Raw genomic sequence first — 13,953 nt, 5'->3', positions numbered from 1 at the left:
GGTTGAAGAGACGAAAACTATGTCCAGACGTCATAAAGCAGAAAAGCGCGAGATCAATCCGGATCCGAAGTTCGGTGATCTCGTCGTCACCAAGTTCATGAATGCCATCATGCTCGACGGCAAGAAGTCCGTTGCTGAAAACATTGTCTATGGCGCGTTCGACGTCGTCCAGGGCAAGTCCAAGCAGGAGCCGCTCACGGTATTCCATTCTGCGCTCGACAACATTGCTCCGCACGTTGAAGTCCGCTCGCGCCGCGTCGGTGGTGCGACCTATCAGGTGCCGGTCGATGTTCGTCCGGAGCGCCGCCAGGCTCTCGCCATTCGCTGGCTGATTGCCGCCGCCCGCAAGCGCAATGAAACCACCATGATCGATCGCCTGTCCGGTGAACTGCTCGATGCGTCCAACAACCGCGGCTCCGCCGTCAAGAAGCGCGAAGACACGCACAAGATGGCTGACGCCAACCGTGCATTCTCGCACTATCGCTGGTAATTCCGAACGGTATCGAAAGGCAGTCCACAATGGCTCGCGAATATAAGATCGAAGACTACCGTAATTTCGGTATCATGGCGCACATCGACGCCGGCAAGACCACGACCACCGAGCGTATTCTCTATTACACCGGCAAGTCGCACAAGATCGGCGAAGTCCACGACGGCGCAGCCACCATGGACTGGATGGAGCAGGAGCAGGAGCGTGGCATCACGATCACCTCTGCTGCCACCACGACCTTCTGGAAGGGCCGTGACGGCAAGATGCGCCGCTTCAACATCATCGACACCCCCGGCCACGTCGACTTCACCATCGAAGTCGAGCGTTCGCTGCGCGTTCTCGACGGCGCCATCGCGCTGCTCGACGCCAACGCCGGTGTCGAGCCGCAGACGGAAACCGTCTGGCGCCAGGCTGAGAAGTACAATGTCCCGCGGATGATCTTCTGCAACAAGATGGACAAGACCGGTGCCGACTTCTACCGCTCGGTCGAGATGATCAAGACCCGCCTCGGCGCAACGGCTGTCGTCATGCAGCTGCCGATCGGCGCGGAAAGCGACTTCAAGGGCGTCATCGACCTGATCGAGATGAACGCTCTCATCTGGCGCGACGAATCGCTCGGCGCCCAGTGGGATGTCGTCGAGATCCCCGAGGACATGAAGGCCAAGGCTGAAGAATATCGCGAAAAGCTGATCGAAACGGTCGTCGACATCGACGAAGCCGCGATGGAAGCCTATCTCGAAGGTGTTCTGCCCGACAACGACAAGATCCGCGAGCTCGTTCGCCGCGGCACGATCGACGTCAAGTTCCACCCGATGTTCTGCGGCACCGCCTTCAAGAACAAGGGCGTGCAGCCGCTGCTCGACGCCGTCGTCGACTACCTGCCGTCGCCGATGGACATCCCGGCGATCAAGGGCATCGACTTCAAGACGGAAGCTGACATCGAGCGTCATGCCGATGACAACGAGCCGCTCTCCATGCTCGCATTCAAGATCATGAACGACCCCTTCGTCGGTTCGCTGACCTTCGCCCGCATCTACTCCGGCAAGCTCGAAAAGGGCGCGTCGGTCATGAACACGGTCAAGGACAAGCGCGAGCGCGTCGGCCGCATGCTGCAGATGCACTCCAACTCGCGTGAAGACATCGAAGAAGCCTTCGCAGGCGACATCGTCGCTCTTGCCGGCCTCAAGGAAACCACGACGGGCGACACGCTCTGCGATCCGCTGAAGCCGGTTATCCTCGAGCGCATGGAATTCCCCGAGCCGGTCATCCAGATCGCCATCGAGCCGAAGACCAAGGGCGACCAGGAAAAGATGGGCCTCGCGCTCAACCGCCTGGCTGCAGAAGATCCGTCCTTCCGCGTCAAGACCGACCAGGAATCCGGCCAGACCATCATCGCCGGCATGGGCGAACTGCATCTCGACATCATCGTCGACCGCATGCGTCGTGAATTCAAGGTCGAAGCAACCGTCGGCGCGCCGCAGGTTGCCTACCGCGAAACCATCACGCGCCAGCACGAAGAAGACTACACGCACAAGAAGCAGTCCGGTGGTACCGGCCAGTTCGCGCGCGTCAAGATCATCTTCGAACCGAACCCGGATGGCGACGACTTCAAGTTCGAATCGAAGATCGTCGGCGGTTCCGTCCCGAAGGAATACATCCCCGGCGTCCAGAAGGGCATCGAAAGCGTCCTGTCTTCGGGCCCGCTCGCGGGCTTCCCGATGCTCGGCGTCAAGGCAACCCTCATCGACGGCGCCTTCCACGACGTCGACTCCTCGGTTCTCGCCTTCGAAATCGCCTCGCGTGCCTGCTTCCGTGAAGCAGCCAAGAAGGCCGGCGCTCAGCTGCTCGAGCCGATGATGAAGGTCGAAGTCGTGACCCCGGAAGATTATGTCGGCGACGTCATCGGCGACCTGAACTCCCGTCGCGGTCAGATCCAGGGCCAGGAAAGCCGTGGTATCGCCGTCGTCATCAACGCGAACGTCCCGCTCGCGAACATGTTCAAGTACGTCGACAACCTGCGCTCCATGTCTCAGGGCCGCGCCCAGTACACGATGACCTTCGATCACTATTCGCCGGTCCCGTCGAACGTCGCAACAGAAATCCAGGCAAAGTATTCCGGTCAGAAGTGACCGGAATACCAATTGACCGATAACAAGAATTAGAACCCCTCGGGGACTAGCAAAACGGAGAGCCGAAAATGGCAAAGAGTAAGTTTGAGCGCAACAAGCCGCATGTCAACATCGGCACGATCGGCCACGTTGACCACGGCAAGACGTCTCTGACGGCAGCGATCACGAAGTACTTCGGTGAGTTCAAGGCGTACGACCAGATCGACGCTGCTCCGGAAGAAAAGGCCCGTGGCATCACCATTTCGACGGCGCACGTCGAATATGAGACGCCGGCCCGCCACTACGCGCACGTCGACTGCCCCGGCCACGCCGACTACGTCAAGAACATGATCACCGGTGCTGCCCAGATGGACGGCGCGATCCTGGTATGCTCGGCCGCTGACGGCCCGATGCCGCAGACGCGCGAGCACATTCTGCTGGCCCGCCAGGTCGGCGTTCCGGCGATCGTTGTGTTCCTGAACAAGGTCGACCAGGTTGACGACGCCGAGCTTCTCGAACTGGTCGAGCTCGAAGTTCGCGAACTGCTGTCGTCCTACGACTTCCCGGGCGACGATATCCCTGTAGTCAAGGGTTCGGCGCTGGCCGCTCTCGAAGACAGCGACAAGAAGATCGGCGAAGACGCGATCCGCGAGCTGATGGCTGCGGTCGACTCTTACATCCCGACGCCTGAGCGTCCGATCGACCAGCCGTTCCTGATGCCGATCGAAGACGTGTTCTCGATCTCGGGCCGCGGCACGGTCGTGACCGGCCGCGTCGAGCGTGGCATCGTCAAGGTTGGCGAAGAAGTCGAGATCGTCGGCATCCGCGCGACCTCGAAGACGACGGTGACCGGCGTTGAAATGTTCCGCAAGCTGCTCGATCAGGGCCAGGCCGGCGACAACATCGGCGCGCTGGTTCGCGGTGTGAACCGTGACGGTGTCGAGCGTGGCCAGATCCTGTGCAAGCCGGGCTCTGTCAAGCCGCACAAGAAGTTCATGGCGGAAGCCTACATCCTGACGAAGGAAGAGGGTGGCCGTCATACGCCGTTCTTCACCAATTACCGTCCGCAGTTCTACTTCCGCACGACTGACGTGACCGGCATCGTCACGCTGCCTGAGGGCACGGAGATGGTCATGCCGGGCGACAACGTCACGGTTGCCGTCGAGCTGATCGTTCCGATCGCGATGGAAGAAAAGCTGCGCTTCGCCATCCGCGAAGGCGGCCGCACCGTCGGCGCCGGCATCGTTGCCTCGATCGTCGAGTAATTCCTTCGGCCGCTCCGGCGGAGTGGCCGATTCGATGACATTATTATGAAGCAGGCGGCGCAAGCCGCTTGCTTATTACACAGAAATATAGCAAATGGCGCGCGAGCGCGATTTGCGCACTGCTTTGGATGACAAAGCGGCGAGTAAACAAGCAATAAGGTGGGCTAGAAGGCCCTGAAGACTGGATAGGGTTCCGCTATCGGCGCCCTCTCGATCTTTGAAACCGGTGGTCCGCCTTAGGAAGAAAGAACAACCCGTGTCTTGCCCAGAGATGCGTGGAAAACAAACACAAGGATAACGTCGAATGAACGGCCAAAATATCCGCATTCGCCTGAAGGCGTTCGATCACCGGATTCTCGATGCTTCTACGCGCGAGATCGTGTCGACGGCGAAGCGCACCGGTGCAAGCGTCCGGGGCCCCGTTCCGCTTCCGACCCGCATCGAGAAGTTTACGGTCAACCGGTCCCCGCACATCGACAAGAAGAGCCGCGAACAGTTCGAGATGCGCACGCACAAGCGCCTTCTCGACATCGTAGACCCGACCCCGCAGACGGTGGACGCGCTGATGAAGCTCGATCTCGCCGCTGGTGTCGATGTTGAGATCAAGCTCTGAGCTTGCTCGAGCTGAGTTGGAAGGATTGAACCGATGCGTTCAGGTGTGATTGCACAGAAGGTGGGAATGACCCGCGTCTATAACGACGCCGGCGAGCATGTCCCGGTAACGGTATTGCGCATGGAGGCCGTCCAGGTCGTTGCCACGCGTACTGTCGAAAAGAATGGCTATACCGCAGTTCAGCTCGGTGCCGGCCAGGCGAAGGTGAAGAACACGTCGAAGGCGATGCGCGGCAACTTTGCTGTCGCCAACGTCGAGCCGAAGGCGAAGCTTCAGGAATTCCGTGTCTCGGAAGACAATCTTCTGGAGATCGGCACGGAGCTTAAAGCCGGTCACTTTGCAGCCGGTCAGCTCGTCGACGTGACGGGCACGACGATCGGTAAGGGTTTTGCCGGCGCCATGAAGCGCCACGGTTTCGGCGGTCTCCGCGCCACGCACGGTGTGTCGGTTTCGCACCGCTCGCACGGTTCGACCGGCTCGCGCCAGGATCCGGGCAAAGTTTTCAAGAACAAGAAGATGGCTGGTCACATGGGCCAGACGCGCGTAACGACTCAGAACCTGGAAGTGGTTTCGACCGATGAAGATCGCGGTCTGATCCTGATCAAGGGTGCAGTACCCGGTTCCAAGGGTGCCTGGATCATCGTGCGCGATGCCGTCAAGTCGGCAGCGAAGTAAGGGAGCCGGACCAATGGAATTCAACGTCAAGACCCTCGAGGGAAAAGACGCAGGGAAGGTTTCTCTTTCTGATGCGATTTTCGGCCTCGAGCCCCGCGAAGACATTCTCGCCCGCGTCATTCGCTGGCAGCTTGCCAAGAAGCAGCAGGGCACCCACAAGGCAAAGGGCCGCGCTGAAGTTTCGCGCACCGGCGCCAAGATGTACAAGCAGAAGGGTACGGGCCGCGCCCGCCACCATTCGGCTCGCGCTCCGCAGTTCCGCGGCGGCGGCAAGGCTCACGGCCCGGTCGTTCGCAGCCATGAGCACGACCTTCCGAAGAAGGTTCGCGCACTCGGCCTTCGCCACGCCCTTTCGGCCAAGATCAAGGCCGATGACGTCATCGTCATCGACAACCTGGTTGCCGCTGAAGCCAAGACCAAGGCTCTCGCGTCCGTATTCGAGACGCTCGGCCTGACCAACGCCCTCTTCATCGGCGGCGCAGAACTTGATGGCAACTTCAAGCTCGCAGCTCAGAACATCCCGAACATCGATGTTCTGCCGATCCAGGGCATCAACGTTTACGACATCGTGCGCCGCGGCAAGCTCGTGCTTTCCAAGGCTGCGGTTGAAGCGCTAGAGGAGCGATTCAAGTGACCGATCTTCGCCACTACGATGTGATCGTCTCTCCGGCGATCACCGAAAAGTCCACGCTGGTCTCCGAAAACAACCAGGTTGTTTTCAATGTCGCCAAGCAGGCGACGAAGCCGGAAATCAAGGCTGCTGTCGAGGCGCTGTTCGGCGTCAAGGTCACGGCTGTCAACACTCTGCTGCGCAAGGGCAAGACCAAGCGGTTCCGCGGTTTCGTCGGCAAGCAGAAGGACGTGAAGAAGGCTGTTGTGACCCTGGCTGAAGGCCAGACGATCGACGTCTCCACCGGTCTCTGAGGTATAAGAAAATGGCATTGAAAACATTCAATCCGATCACCCCGAGCCAGCGCCAGCTGGTCATCGTCGACCGTTCGGCCCTCTACAAGGGCAAGCCGGTCAAGGCGCTGACGGAAGGCCTGACCAAGAGCGGCGGTCGTAACAACCTCGGCCGCATCACCGCCCGCTTCATCGGCGGCGGTCACAAGCGCACCTATCGTCTGATCGACTTCAAGCGTCGCAAGTTCGACGTCGAAGGCACGGTCGAGCGTATCGAATACGACCCGAACCGCACGGCTTTCATCGCGCTGGTGGTCTATGCTGACGGCGCGAAGGCTTACATCCTCGCTCCTCAGCGCCTCGCTGCCGGTGACAAGGTCATCGCTTCCGAGAAGGCTGTCGACGTCAAGCCCGGCAACACCATGCCGCTGCAGTTCATCCCGGTCGGCTCCATCATCCACAACGTGGAAATGAAGCCGGGCAAGGGTGGTCAGATCGCTCGCTCCGCCGGTGGCTACGCACAGCTCGTCGGTCGCGACCAGGGCATGGCGATCCTTCGCCTGAACTCCGGTGAACAGCGTCTCGTGCACGGCTCCTGCCTTGCTTCGATCGGCGCCGTCTCCAACCCTGACCACGCCAACATCAACGACGGCAAGGCCGGTCGTACCGTTTGGCGCGGCAAGCGTCCGCACAACCGCGGTGTCGTCATGAACCCGGTCGACCACCCGCACGGCGGTGGTGAAGGCCGCACCTCCGGTGGTCGCCATCCGGTGACACCGTGGGGCAAGCCGACCAAGGGCAAGCGCACCCGGTCGAACAAGTCGACCGACAAGATGATCATGCGCTCGCGTCATCAGCGTAAGAAGTAAGAGAGGAAGTCTCCAATGGCTCGTTCAGTATGGAAAGGTCCGTTCGTTGACGGCTATCTTCTCAAGAAGGCTGAGAAGGTTCGTGAAGGCGGACGTGCAGAAGTGATCAAGATCTGGAGCCGTCGCTCCACGATCCTGCCGCAGTTCGTCGGTCTTACCTTCGGCGTCTACAACGGCAGCAAGCATATCCCGGTCAGCGTCAATGAAGACATGGTCGGTCACAAATTCGGTGAATTCTCTCCGACCCGCACCTACTACGGTCACGGCGCGGACAAGAAGGCGAAGAGGAAGTAACAATGGGCAAGGCAAAAGCCGAACGCCGGCTGAAGGACAACGAGGCGCAAGCAGTCGCCCGCACGCTCCGCGTCAGCCCCCAGAAGCTCAACCTGGTTGCTGCGGCTATCCGCGGCAAGAAGGTCGAGCGTGCACTCGCTGAGCTGGAGTTCTCCCGCAAGCGTATCGCAGGCGCCGTCAAGAAGACGCTCGAATCTGCGATCGCCAACGCCGAGAACAACCACGATCTCGACGTCGACGCACTTGTCGTCGCCGAGGCCTATGTCGGCAAGTCGATCGTCATGAAGCGCTTCCACGCTCGTGGCCGCGGTCGCGCGTCGCGCATCGAAAAGCCCTTCGCGCACCTGACGATCGTCGTCCGTGAAGTGCAGGCAGTAGAGGAGGCCGCATAATGGGTCAGAAAATCAATCCAATCGGTTTCCGTCTCGGCATCAACCGTACCTGGGATAGCCGCTGGTTTGCGGACAATGCCGAGTACGGCCAGCTGCTGCACGAAGACCTGAAGATGCGCAAGTTCGTCATGAGCGAACTGAAGCAGGCCGGGATCTCCAAGGTGGTCATCGAGCGTCCGCACAAGAAGTGCCGCGTCACGATCCACTCGGCACGTCCGGGCCTGATCATCGGCCGCAAGGGTGCAGACATCGACAAGCTCCGTAAGAAGCTGTCCGATATGACCAACTCGGAAACGCACCTCAACATCGTCGAAGTGCGCAAGCCGGAAGTCGACGCAACGCTGGTCGCTCAGTCGATCGCCCAGCAGCTCGAGCGCCGCGTGGCTTTCCGCCGCGCCATGAAGCGCGCCGTTCAGTCCGCGATGCGTCTTGGTGCCGAAGGCATCAAGATCACCTGCGCAGGCCGTCTCGGCGGCGCTGAAATCGCCCGTACGGAATGGTACCGCGAAGGTCGTGTGCCGCTGCACACGCTGCGCGCCGACATCGACTACGGCACGGCCGAAGCAGAAACCGCATTCGGTATCTGCGGCATCAAGGTCTGGATCTTCAAGGGCGAAATCCTTGAGCACGATCCGATGGCTTCCGAACGCCGCGCGCTGGAAGGCGACGCACAGGGCCCGGCAAGCCGCGAACGCGACCGTGGCGATCGTCGCCGCGAACGCGACAACGCGTAATTAGCGCTGGCGAAAGATAAGCTCGGAGAAGTAAGAAAATGTTGCAGCCAAAGCGTACTAAGTACCGCAAGCAGTTCAAGGGCCGCATCAAGGGCGTAGCCAAGGGCGGTTCCGACCTTGCCTTCGGCGAATTCGGCCTGAAGGCCCAGGAGCCGAACCGCGTCAACGCACGCGAGATCGAAGCGGCACGCCGCGCGATCACGCGTTACATGAAGCGCGCCGGCCGTGTTTGGATCCGCGTGTTCCCGGACGTTCCGGTAACCGCAAAGCCTACCGAAGTCCGTATGGGTAAGGGTAAGGGTTCCGTGGAATACTGGGCATGCAAGGTCAAGCCCGGTCGTATGATGTTCGAGATCGACGGTGTCTCCGAGGAAATCGCGCGCGAAGCGCTTCGCCTCGGATCGGCCAAGCTCTCGGTCAAGACGCGCTTTGTACAGCGCATCGCAGAGTAAGGAGAAGGCACGATGAAAGCCGAAGAAGTACGCGGCCTCACGGCCGACCAGCTCAAGGACAAGCTTGCCGACCTGAAGAAGGAGCAGTTCAATCTGCGCTTCCAGAAGGCGACCGGCCAGCTCGAAAAGTCCTCGCGCATCAACGAAGTCCGCAAGGACATTGCCCGCGTGAAAACCATTGCCCGCCAGAAGGCGGCAGAAGTTAAGGCCTAAAGGAAGAAAAATATGCCGAAGCGCATCCTGCAGGGCGTCGTCGTTGGCGACAAGAACGAGAAGACGGTAGTGGTTCGCGTCGAGCGTCGTTTCGCTCACCCGCTGCTCCAAAAGACCGTTCGTCGTTCCAAGAAGTACAAGGCCCACGACGAGAACAACCAGTACAAGATTGGCGATACCGTATCCATCGAGGAATGCGCGCCGATCTCCAAGGACAAGCGTTGGACGGTTATCGCCGCCCAGGGCAAGTAAACAGAATTTTGCGCGAGGCCTTGCGTCTCGCCGAAATATCTGTATGAAGCAGCGTCAGAACGCTCGAATGCCGGGCGTTCTTTTGCTTTGAGCGCACGGAAGGTCCCGTTCGGGAAACCACCCTGGCACGATCGATCCCGCGCTATTCAGCTATTGCCGCGTCTGTGCTGCCGTTACGGCAGCTCGGCCGGCGAAAATTTTCATAAGCCGGAGTAGGGGGCTAGCCCAACCATTCCGGTAAACCAAGAAGGCGACCTGATATGATTCAGATGCAAACAAACCTCGACGTCGCGGATAATTCCGGCGCACGTCGTGTCATGTGCATCAAGGTGCTGGGCGGCTCGAAGCGCAAGTATGCCTCGATCGGCGACGTCATTGTCGTTTCGATCAAGGAAGCGATCCCGCGCGGCCGTGTGAAGAAGGGTGACGTGATGAAGGCGGTTGTCGTTCGCACCGCCAAGGACATCCGTCGTCCGGATGGCTCCGTCATCCGCTTCGACACCAACGCAGCAGTCCTCATCGACAACAAGAAAGAGCCGATCGGCACCCGTATCTTCGGACCGGTTCCGCGCGAACTTCGCGCCAAGAACCACATGAAGATCATCTCGCTGGCTCCCGAAGTACTGTAAGGAGCGGAAGCGATGCAGAAGATTCGTAAGGGCGACAAGGTCGTCATGCTCGCTGGCAAGGACAAGGGCCGTACCGGCGAAGTTGTCCAGGTCATGCCGAAGGAAGATCGTGCCGTTGTTCGTGGCGTCAACGTCGTCAAGCGCCACCAGCGCCAGACGCAGACCCAGGAAGCCGGCATCATCAACAAGGAAGCCCCGGTTCACCTGTCCAACGTTGCAATCATCGACAAGGACGGCAAGCCGACCCGCGTCGGTTTCAAGGTTGTTGACGGCAAGAAGGTCCGTGTGGCCAAGCGTTCTGGAGAAGTGATCGATGGCTGAGGCAAAATACGAGCCGCGGCTCAAGAAGGAATATGTCGAGCGCATCCGCAAGGCGATGCAGGAGCAGTTCTCCTACGCCAACGAGATGATGATCCCGAAGCTCGACAAGATCGTGATCAACATGGGTGTCGGCGAAGCGACCGCCGACTCGAAGAAGCCGACGGTAGCTGCCGCCGACCTCGCAGCGATCGCCGGCCAGAAGCCGGTCATCACCCGCGCACGCAACTCCATCGCAGGCTTCAAGGTCCGCGAACAGATGCCGATCGGCGCGAAGGTCACCCTGCGCGGCGCCCGCATGTACGAGTTCCTGGATCGCCTGGTCAACATCGCGCTTCCGCGCGTTCGCGACTTCCGCGGCCTGAACCCGAAAAGCTTTGACGGCCGTGGCAACTTCGCCATGGGCATCAAGGAGCACATTGTGTTCCCTGAGATCAACTACGACAAGGTTGATCAGATGTGGGGCATGGACATCATCGTTTGCACGACGGCGACGACCGACGACGAAGCACGGGCTCTTCTGAAAGAGTTCAGCTTCCCGTTCCGTCAATAACCGTAACGACGAGCGTAGAAAAGGAACCTGACATGGCGAAGACAAGCGCAGTTGAAAAGAACAAGCGCCGCCGTACTACGGTCGCCAACCAGGCCGCTAAGCGGGCTGCGTTGAAGGCGATCATCATGAACCAGGCTCTTCCGATCGAAGAGCGGTTCAAGGCCTCGATCAAGCTGGCATCCCTGCCGCGTGATGGATCGAAGACCCGTATTCGCAACCGTTGCGAAGTTTCGGGGCGTCCGCGCGCATATTACCGCAAACTGCGCATGTCGCGTATTGCGCTGCGTGAACTGGGCAATCTCGGCAAGGTGCCGGGCATCGTCAAGTCGAGCTGGTAAGGAGCAGGTTACATGACAATGACTGATCCGTTGGGCGATATGCTCACCCGTATCCGTAACGGCGCTTCCCGCCGCAAGTCGTCGGTTTCGACGCCTGCGTCCAAGCTCCGTGCACGTGTTCTCGATGTCCTGCAGTCCGAAGGCTACATCCGTGGCTATTCCGTTGTCGATTTCGGCAATGGCAAGTCGGAACTCAGCATCGAGCTGAAATATTATGAAGGCGCATCGGTGATCCGCGAGATCGGCCGTGTGTCCAAGCCGGGCCGCCGGGTTTATGTCTCGGTCAAGTCCATTCCGCAGGTCGCGAACGGCCTCGGCATCACCATCCTTTCGACTCCGAAGGGCGTGATGGCCGATCACCAGGCTCGCGAACAGAACGTTGGCGGCGAGGTTCTTTGCTCGGTCTTCTAAGATCGGGCAGAGATCTCCATAGCGAACAGACAGGATTGAAACATGTCTCGTATCGGTAAAAAGCCCGTTCAGGTGCCTGCTGGGATCACGGCTACGGTCGATGGCCAGAAGGTGACTGCAAAGGGCCCGAAGGGCGAACTGTTTTTCGTTGCTAACGACGAAATCAGCCTCAAGCTCGAAAACAACGCGGTCGTCGTGACGCCCGTGAACCAGACCAAGGATGCGCGTTCGAAGTGGGGCATGTCCCGCACCATGATCGAAGGCATCTTCAAGGGCGTCAAGGACGGCTTCGAGCGCAAGCTCGAAATCAACGGCGTGGGTTACCGCGCCGCCCTGCAGGGCAAGAACCTGCAGCTGGCCCTCGGCTTCAGCCACGACGTGATCTATGAGCCGCCGGTCGGCATCACGATCGCCGTTCCGAAGCCGACTGAAATTGTTGTCTCCGGCATCAATAAGCAGCAGGTCGGTCAGGTCGCCGCCGAAATCCGCGAATATCGCGGTCCTGAGCCTTACAAGGGCAAGGGCGTCAAGTACGCTGACGAGCGGATCGTCCGCAAAGAAGGCAAGAAGAAGTAAGGATCACGCGAAATGGCTAGCAGGAAAGAAGCACTTGCACGTCGTGCCAACCGCGTGCGCCGTCATCTCAAGTCGGTGGCCAATGGCCGTCCGCGCCTGTCGGTTCATCGCTCCTCGAAGAACATCTACGCTCAGGTTATCGACGATGTTGCCGGCAAGACGCTTGCCGCCGCATCGACCCTCGACAAGGATCTGCGCGGTTCTCTGAAGACCGGTGCCGACACCGCAGCAGCTGCCCTCGTCGGCAAGCTCGTTGCAGAGCGCGCTTCGAAGGCTGGTGTCACCGAGGTCGTGTTCGACCGTGGCGCCTTCATCTATCACGGCCGCATCAAGGCGCTCGCCGATGCAGCCCGCGAAGGCGGTCTCACCTTCTGATCAGTTTCCGGCCGGACGCTTTTGGCGCCGGCCGGATTTTCGCCGGACCGCAGGCACTCTCCGAAAGGGGAGGCTGACGCGGTCCACATTTATTTGCCGATTGCACCCGGAAAAGAAAAAGGAAGAGGACAATGGCACAGGAAAGAAGGCCGCAGCGGGAAGACCGCCAGGCCCGTGAAGAGCGCGATAGCGAATTCGTCGACAAGCTGGTCGCGATCAACCGCGTCGCCAAGGTCGTCAAGGGCGGCCGTCGTTTCGGTTTCGCAGCACTCGTCGTCGTCGGCGACCAGAAGGGCCGCGTCGGCTTCGGTCATGGCAAGGCACGCGAAGTGCCGGAAGCCATCCGCAAGGCAACGGAAGCAGCCAAGCGCGAACTGATCTTCGTACCGCTGCGTGACGGCCGTACGCTGCATCACGACGTTCATGGCCGCCACGGCGCCGGCAAGGTTCTGCTGCGCTCGGCCAAGGTCGGTACCGGTATCATCGCCGGCGGTCCGATGCGCGCCGTATTCGAAACGCTCGGCATGCACGACGTCGTCGCCAAGTCGACTGGTTCGTCGAACCCCTACAACATGGTTCGCGCCACTTTCGACGCTCTGAAGCACCAGGTTCACCCGAAGGACATCGCAGCTCAGCGCGGCATCAAGTATGCAACGCTGCAGGCTCGTCGTAGCGCCTCCGGCAACGCCTCTGAAGAATAAGAGGAGTTTGACAGATGGCCAAGGCTACCAAGAAGGCTGAAGCGAAGACTGTCACGATCGAGCAGATCGGCAGTCCGATTCGCCGTCCGGATGTTCAGCAGCGCACGCTGATCGGTCTCGGACTGAACAAGATGCACCGTCGCCGCACGCTGGAGGATACTCCTTCGGTTCGCGGCATGATCCGTGCTGTCCAGCATCTCGTTCGCGTCGTCGACGAGAAGTGAGACGGAGGAAACGCTCATGAAACTCAATGAAATTAAAGACAACGAAGGCTCGACCCACAGCCGCAAGCGCCTCGGCCGCGGTATCGGCTCGGGTTCCGGCAAGACGGCTGGCCGCGGTGTGAAGGGTCAGAAGTCCCGTTCGGGCGTCGCCATCAACGGCTTCGAAGGCGGTCAGATGCCGATCTATCGTCGCCTGCCGAAGCGCGGCTTCAACAACATTTTCGCTTCCGATTTTGTTGTTGTGTCGCTGGCTCGCATCCAGGCGGCGATCGACGCCGGCAAGCTCGATGCCAAGGCGACCGTTGACGCAGCTGCCCTCAAGGCTGCCGGCGTCATCCGCCGCACCAAGGACGGCGTTCGCGTTCTCGCCGACGGCGAGCTGAAGGCCAAGATCACCATCGTCGTTGCAGGCGCCTCCAAGCCTGCCGTCGAGAAGATCGAAAAGGCCGGCGGCACCGTGACGCTGCTTTCGGCTCCTGTTGCAGCCGAATAATAATCTGATGATATATCGCCCGGGGTGCTTCACACCGGGCGATTTTGCTCCCATATGTGGGCCTCACAAAATGTT

At 60.1% G+C, this 13,953-nt stretch carries 24 protein-coding genes; all 24 read left to right on the top strand.

Going from position 1 to position 13,953, the window contains the following annotated elements; all coding sequences use genetic code 11:
- Window positions 1-19: 19 nt before the first annotated feature.
- The 24 genes from rpsG (at window position 20) to rplO (ending at window position 13,878) form a co-directional block, all read left to right on the top strand.
- Entirely contained in the window at window positions 20-490 is a 471-nt protein-coding gene (rpsG, locus tag QMO80_RS04515) for a 30S ribosomal protein S7 (RefSeq protein ID WP_003573807.1), read from the top strand.
- A gap of 29 nt (window positions 491-519) precedes the next feature.
- Window positions 520-2,619, top strand: coding sequence for an elongation factor G (gene fusA, locus QMO80_RS04510; RefSeq protein WP_283199045.1), 2,100 nt, complete (start codon window positions 520-522; stop codon window positions 2,617-2,619).
- Between the two features lie 68 nt (window positions 2,620-2,687).
- Window positions 2,688-3,863: an elongation factor Tu gene (gene tuf / locus QMO80_RS04505; protein ID WP_010069472.1), complete on the top strand. Its 1,176-nt coding sequence runs from the start codon at window positions 2,688-2,690 to the stop codon at window positions 3,861-3,863.
- Window positions 3,864-4,167: 304 nt separating this feature from the next.
- Window positions 4,168-4,476 (top strand): 30S ribosomal protein S10, encoded by a 309-nt coding sequence (rpsJ, locus tag QMO80_RS04500; RefSeq protein WP_003547547.1) that lies wholly within the window; start codon window positions 4,168-4,170, stop codon window positions 4,474-4,476.
- Window positions 4,477-4,509: 33 nt separating this feature from the next.
- Window positions 4,510-5,151: a 50S ribosomal protein L3 gene (gene rplC / locus QMO80_RS04495; protein WP_003573801.1), complete on the top strand. Its 642-nt coding sequence runs from the start codon at window positions 4,510-4,512 to the stop codon at window positions 5,149-5,151.
- 13 nt (window positions 5,152-5,164) lie between these two features.
- On the top strand, window positions 5,165-5,785 hold the full coding sequence (rplD, locus tag QMO80_RS04490; RefSeq protein WP_003578669.1) for a 50S ribosomal protein L4: 621 nt from the start codon (window positions 5,165-5,167) through the stop codon (window positions 5,783-5,785).
- Window positions 5,782-6,075, top strand: coding sequence for a 50S ribosomal protein L23 (locus QMO80_RS04485; RefSeq protein ID WP_003547550.1), 294 nt, complete (start codon window positions 5,782-5,784; stop codon window positions 6,073-6,075). Before rplD ends, QMO80_RS04485 begins: the two co-directional genes overlap by 4 nt.
- An 11-nt stretch (window positions 6,076-6,086) precedes the next feature.
- Window positions 6,087-6,923, top strand: coding sequence for a 50S ribosomal protein L2 (gene rplB, locus QMO80_RS04480; protein WP_283199044.1), 837 nt, complete (start codon window positions 6,087-6,089; stop codon window positions 6,921-6,923).
- A 15-nt stretch (window positions 6,924-6,938) separates the two neighbouring features.
- Window positions 6,939-7,217: a 30S ribosomal protein S19 gene (gene rpsS, locus QMO80_RS04475; RefSeq protein WP_003573797.1), complete on the top strand. Its 279-nt coding sequence runs from the start codon at window positions 6,939-6,941 to the stop codon at window positions 7,215-7,217.
- Window positions 7,218-7,219: 2 nt separating this feature from the next.
- Complete coding sequence (gene rplV, locus QMO80_RS04470) at window positions 7,220-7,609, top strand: 50S ribosomal protein L22 (RefSeq protein WP_003573794.1); 390 nt, start codon at window positions 7,220-7,222, stop codon at window positions 7,607-7,609.
- Window positions 7,609-8,343 carry a 30S ribosomal protein S3 gene (rpsC, locus tag QMO80_RS04465; RefSeq protein ID WP_003573793.1) on the top strand — a complete coding sequence of 245 codons (735 nt, stop codon included), beginning with the start codon at window positions 7,609-7,611 and terminating at the stop codon, window positions 8,341-8,343. The genes rplV and rpsC overlap by 1 nt, the downstream gene beginning before the upstream one ends.
- A 38-nt stretch (window positions 8,344-8,381) precedes the next feature.
- Window positions 8,382-8,795 (top strand): 50S ribosomal protein L16, encoded by a 414-nt coding sequence (gene rplP, locus QMO80_RS04460; RefSeq protein ID WP_003573792.1) that lies wholly within the window; start codon window positions 8,382-8,384, stop codon window positions 8,793-8,795.
- Between the two features lie 12 nt (window positions 8,796-8,807).
- On the top strand, window positions 8,808-9,008 hold the full coding sequence (rpmC, locus tag QMO80_RS04455) for a 50S ribosomal protein L29 (protein WP_085736915.1): 201 nt from the start codon (window positions 8,808-8,810) through the stop codon (window positions 9,006-9,008).
- 12 nt (window positions 9,009-9,020) lie between these two features.
- Entirely contained in the window at window positions 9,021-9,260 is a 240-nt protein-coding gene (gene rpsQ, locus QMO80_RS04450; RefSeq protein ID WP_004674926.1) for a 30S ribosomal protein S17, read from the top strand.
- A gap of 260 nt (window positions 9,261-9,520) precedes the next feature.
- A complete protein-coding gene (gene rplN / locus QMO80_RS04445; RefSeq protein WP_003573790.1) occupies window positions 9,521-9,889 on the top strand; it encodes a 50S ribosomal protein L14 in 369 nt (122 codons plus the stop codon).
- 12 nt (window positions 9,890-9,901) lie between these two features.
- Window positions 9,902-10,210 carry a 50S ribosomal protein L24 gene (rplX, locus tag QMO80_RS04440; RefSeq protein WP_003547559.1) on the top strand — a complete coding sequence of 103 codons (309 nt, stop codon included), beginning with the start codon at window positions 9,902-9,904 and terminating at the stop codon, window positions 10,208-10,210.
- Window positions 10,203-10,760, top strand: a complete 558-nt coding sequence (gene rplE, locus QMO80_RS04435) for a 50S ribosomal protein L5 (protein WP_003573788.1) — start codon at window positions 10,203-10,205, stop codon at window positions 10,758-10,760. The genes rplX and rplE overlap by 8 nt, the downstream gene beginning before the upstream one ends.
- 32 nt (window positions 10,761-10,792) lie before the next feature.
- Window positions 10,793-11,098 (top strand): 30S ribosomal protein S14, encoded by a 306-nt coding sequence (rpsN, locus tag QMO80_RS04430; protein WP_003573787.1) that lies wholly within the window; start codon window positions 10,793-10,795, stop codon window positions 11,096-11,098.
- 12 nt (window positions 11,099-11,110) lie between these two features.
- On the top strand, window positions 11,111-11,509 hold the full coding sequence (rpsH, locus tag QMO80_RS04425) for a 30S ribosomal protein S8 (protein ID WP_003547562.1): 399 nt from the start codon (window positions 11,111-11,113) through the stop codon (window positions 11,507-11,509).
- A 42-nt stretch (window positions 11,510-11,551) separates the two neighbouring features.
- On the top strand, window positions 11,552-12,085 hold the full coding sequence (gene rplF / locus QMO80_RS04420) for a 50S ribosomal protein L6 (protein WP_008521309.1): 534 nt from the start codon (window positions 11,552-11,554) through the stop codon (window positions 12,083-12,085).
- 12 nt (window positions 12,086-12,097) lie between these two features.
- On the top strand, window positions 12,098-12,460 hold the full coding sequence (rplR, locus tag QMO80_RS04415; RefSeq protein ID WP_003573785.1) for a 50S ribosomal protein L18: 363 nt from the start codon (window positions 12,098-12,100) through the stop codon (window positions 12,458-12,460).
- 131 nt (window positions 12,461-12,591) lie between these two features.
- Complete coding sequence (gene rpsE, locus QMO80_RS04410) at window positions 12,592-13,161, top strand: 30S ribosomal protein S5 (RefSeq protein WP_085736917.1); 570 nt, start codon at window positions 12,592-12,594, stop codon at window positions 13,159-13,161.
- A 14-nt stretch (window positions 13,162-13,175) separates the two neighbouring features.
- Window positions 13,176-13,385, top strand: coding sequence for a 50S ribosomal protein L30 (gene rpmD / locus QMO80_RS04405; protein WP_003547566.1), 210 nt, complete (start codon window positions 13,176-13,178; stop codon window positions 13,383-13,385).
- 16 nt (window positions 13,386-13,401) lie between these two features.
- A complete protein-coding gene (rplO, locus tag QMO80_RS04400; protein WP_283199043.1) occupies window positions 13,402-13,878 on the top strand; it encodes a 50S ribosomal protein L15 in 477 nt (158 codons plus the stop codon).
- Window positions 13,879-13,953: the final 75 nt, after the last annotated feature.

It is taken from the genome of Rhizobium sp. BT03 (assembly GCF_030053155.1).
Classification (GTDB): Bacteria; Pseudomonadota; Alphaproteobacteria; order Rhizobiales; family Rhizobiaceae; genus Rhizobium.
The sequence above is the reverse complement of the archived record's forward strand: the minus strand, read 5'-3'. Positions and strand labels throughout refer to the sequence as shown.

Bases quoted from the DNA above. Each gene is read 5' to 3' on its own strand.
- rpsE (WP_085736917.1), top strand. From the start codon at position 12,592: ATGGCACAGGAAAGAAGGCCGCAGCGGGAAGACCGCCAGGCCCGTGAA.
- rpsN (WP_003573787.1), top strand. From the start codon at position 10,793: ATGGCGAAGACAAGCGCAGTTGAAAAGAACAAGCGCCGCCGTACTACG.
- rplF (WP_008521309.1), top strand. From the start codon at position 11,552: ATGTCTCGTATCGGTAAAAAGCCCGTTCAGGTGCCTGCTGGGATCACG.
- rpsH (WP_003547562.1), top strand. From the start codon at position 11,111: ATGACAATGACTGATCCGTTGGGCGATATGCTCACCCGTATCCGTAAC.
- rpsQ (WP_004674926.1), top strand. From the start codon at position 9,021: ATGCCGAAGCGCATCCTGCAGGGCGTCGTCGTTGGCGACAAGAACGAG.
- rplX (WP_003547559.1), top strand. From the start codon at position 9,902: ATGCAGAAGATTCGTAAGGGCGACAAGGTCGTCATGCTCGCTGGCAAG.
- rplR (WP_003573785.1), top strand. From the start codon at position 12,098: ATGGCTAGCAGGAAAGAAGCACTTGCACGTCGTGCCAACCGCGTGCGC.
- rpsG (WP_003573807.1), top strand. From the start codon at position 20: ATGTCCAGACGTCATAAAGCAGAAAAGCGCGAGATCAATCCGGATCCG.
- rpmC (WP_085736915.1), top strand. From the start codon at position 8,808: ATGAAAGCCGAAGAAGTACGCGGCCTCACGGCCGACCAGCTCAAGGAC.
- rplD (WP_003578669.1), top strand. From the start codon at position 5,165: ATGGAATTCAACGTCAAGACCCTCGAGGGAAAAGACGCAGGGAAGGTT.
- tuf (WP_010069472.1), top strand. From the start codon at position 2,688: ATGGCAAAGAGTAAGTTTGAGCGCAACAAGCCGCATGTCAACATCGGC.
- rpsC (WP_003573793.1), top strand. From the start codon at position 7,609: ATGGGTCAGAAAATCAATCCAATCGGTTTCCGTCTCGGCATCAACCGT.
- rplE (WP_003573788.1), top strand. From the start codon at position 10,203: ATGGCTGAGGCAAAATACGAGCCGCGGCTCAAGAAGGAATATGTCGAG.
- rplB (WP_283199044.1), top strand. From the start codon at position 6,087: ATGGCATTGAAAACATTCAATCCGATCACCCCGAGCCAGCGCCAGCTG.
- fusA (WP_283199045.1), top strand. From the start codon at position 520: ATGGCTCGCGAATATAAGATCGAAGACTACCGTAATTTCGGTATCATG.
- rpsJ (WP_003547547.1), top strand. From the start codon at position 4,168: ATGAACGGCCAAAATATCCGCATTCGCCTGAAGGCGTTCGATCACCGG.
- rplP (WP_003573792.1), top strand. From the start codon at position 8,382: ATGTTGCAGCCAAAGCGTACTAAGTACCGCAAGCAGTTCAAGGGCCGC.
- rplC (WP_003573801.1), top strand. From the start codon at position 4,510: ATGCGTTCAGGTGTGATTGCACAGAAGGTGGGAATGACCCGCGTCTAT.
- rpsS (WP_003573797.1), top strand. From the start codon at position 6,939: ATGGCTCGTTCAGTATGGAAAGGTCCGTTCGTTGACGGCTATCTTCTC.
- rplV (WP_003573794.1), top strand. From the start codon at position 7,220: ATGGGCAAGGCAAAAGCCGAACGCCGGCTGAAGGACAACGAGGCGCAA.
- rplO (WP_283199043.1), top strand. From the start codon at position 13,402: ATGAAACTCAATGAAATTAAAGACAACGAAGGCTCGACCCACAGCCGC.
- rplN (WP_003573790.1), top strand. From the start codon at position 9,521: ATGATTCAGATGCAAACAAACCTCGACGTCGCGGATAATTCCGGCGCA.
- rpmD (WP_003547566.1), top strand. From the start codon at position 13,176: ATGGCCAAGGCTACCAAGAAGGCTGAAGCGAAGACTGTCACGATCGAG.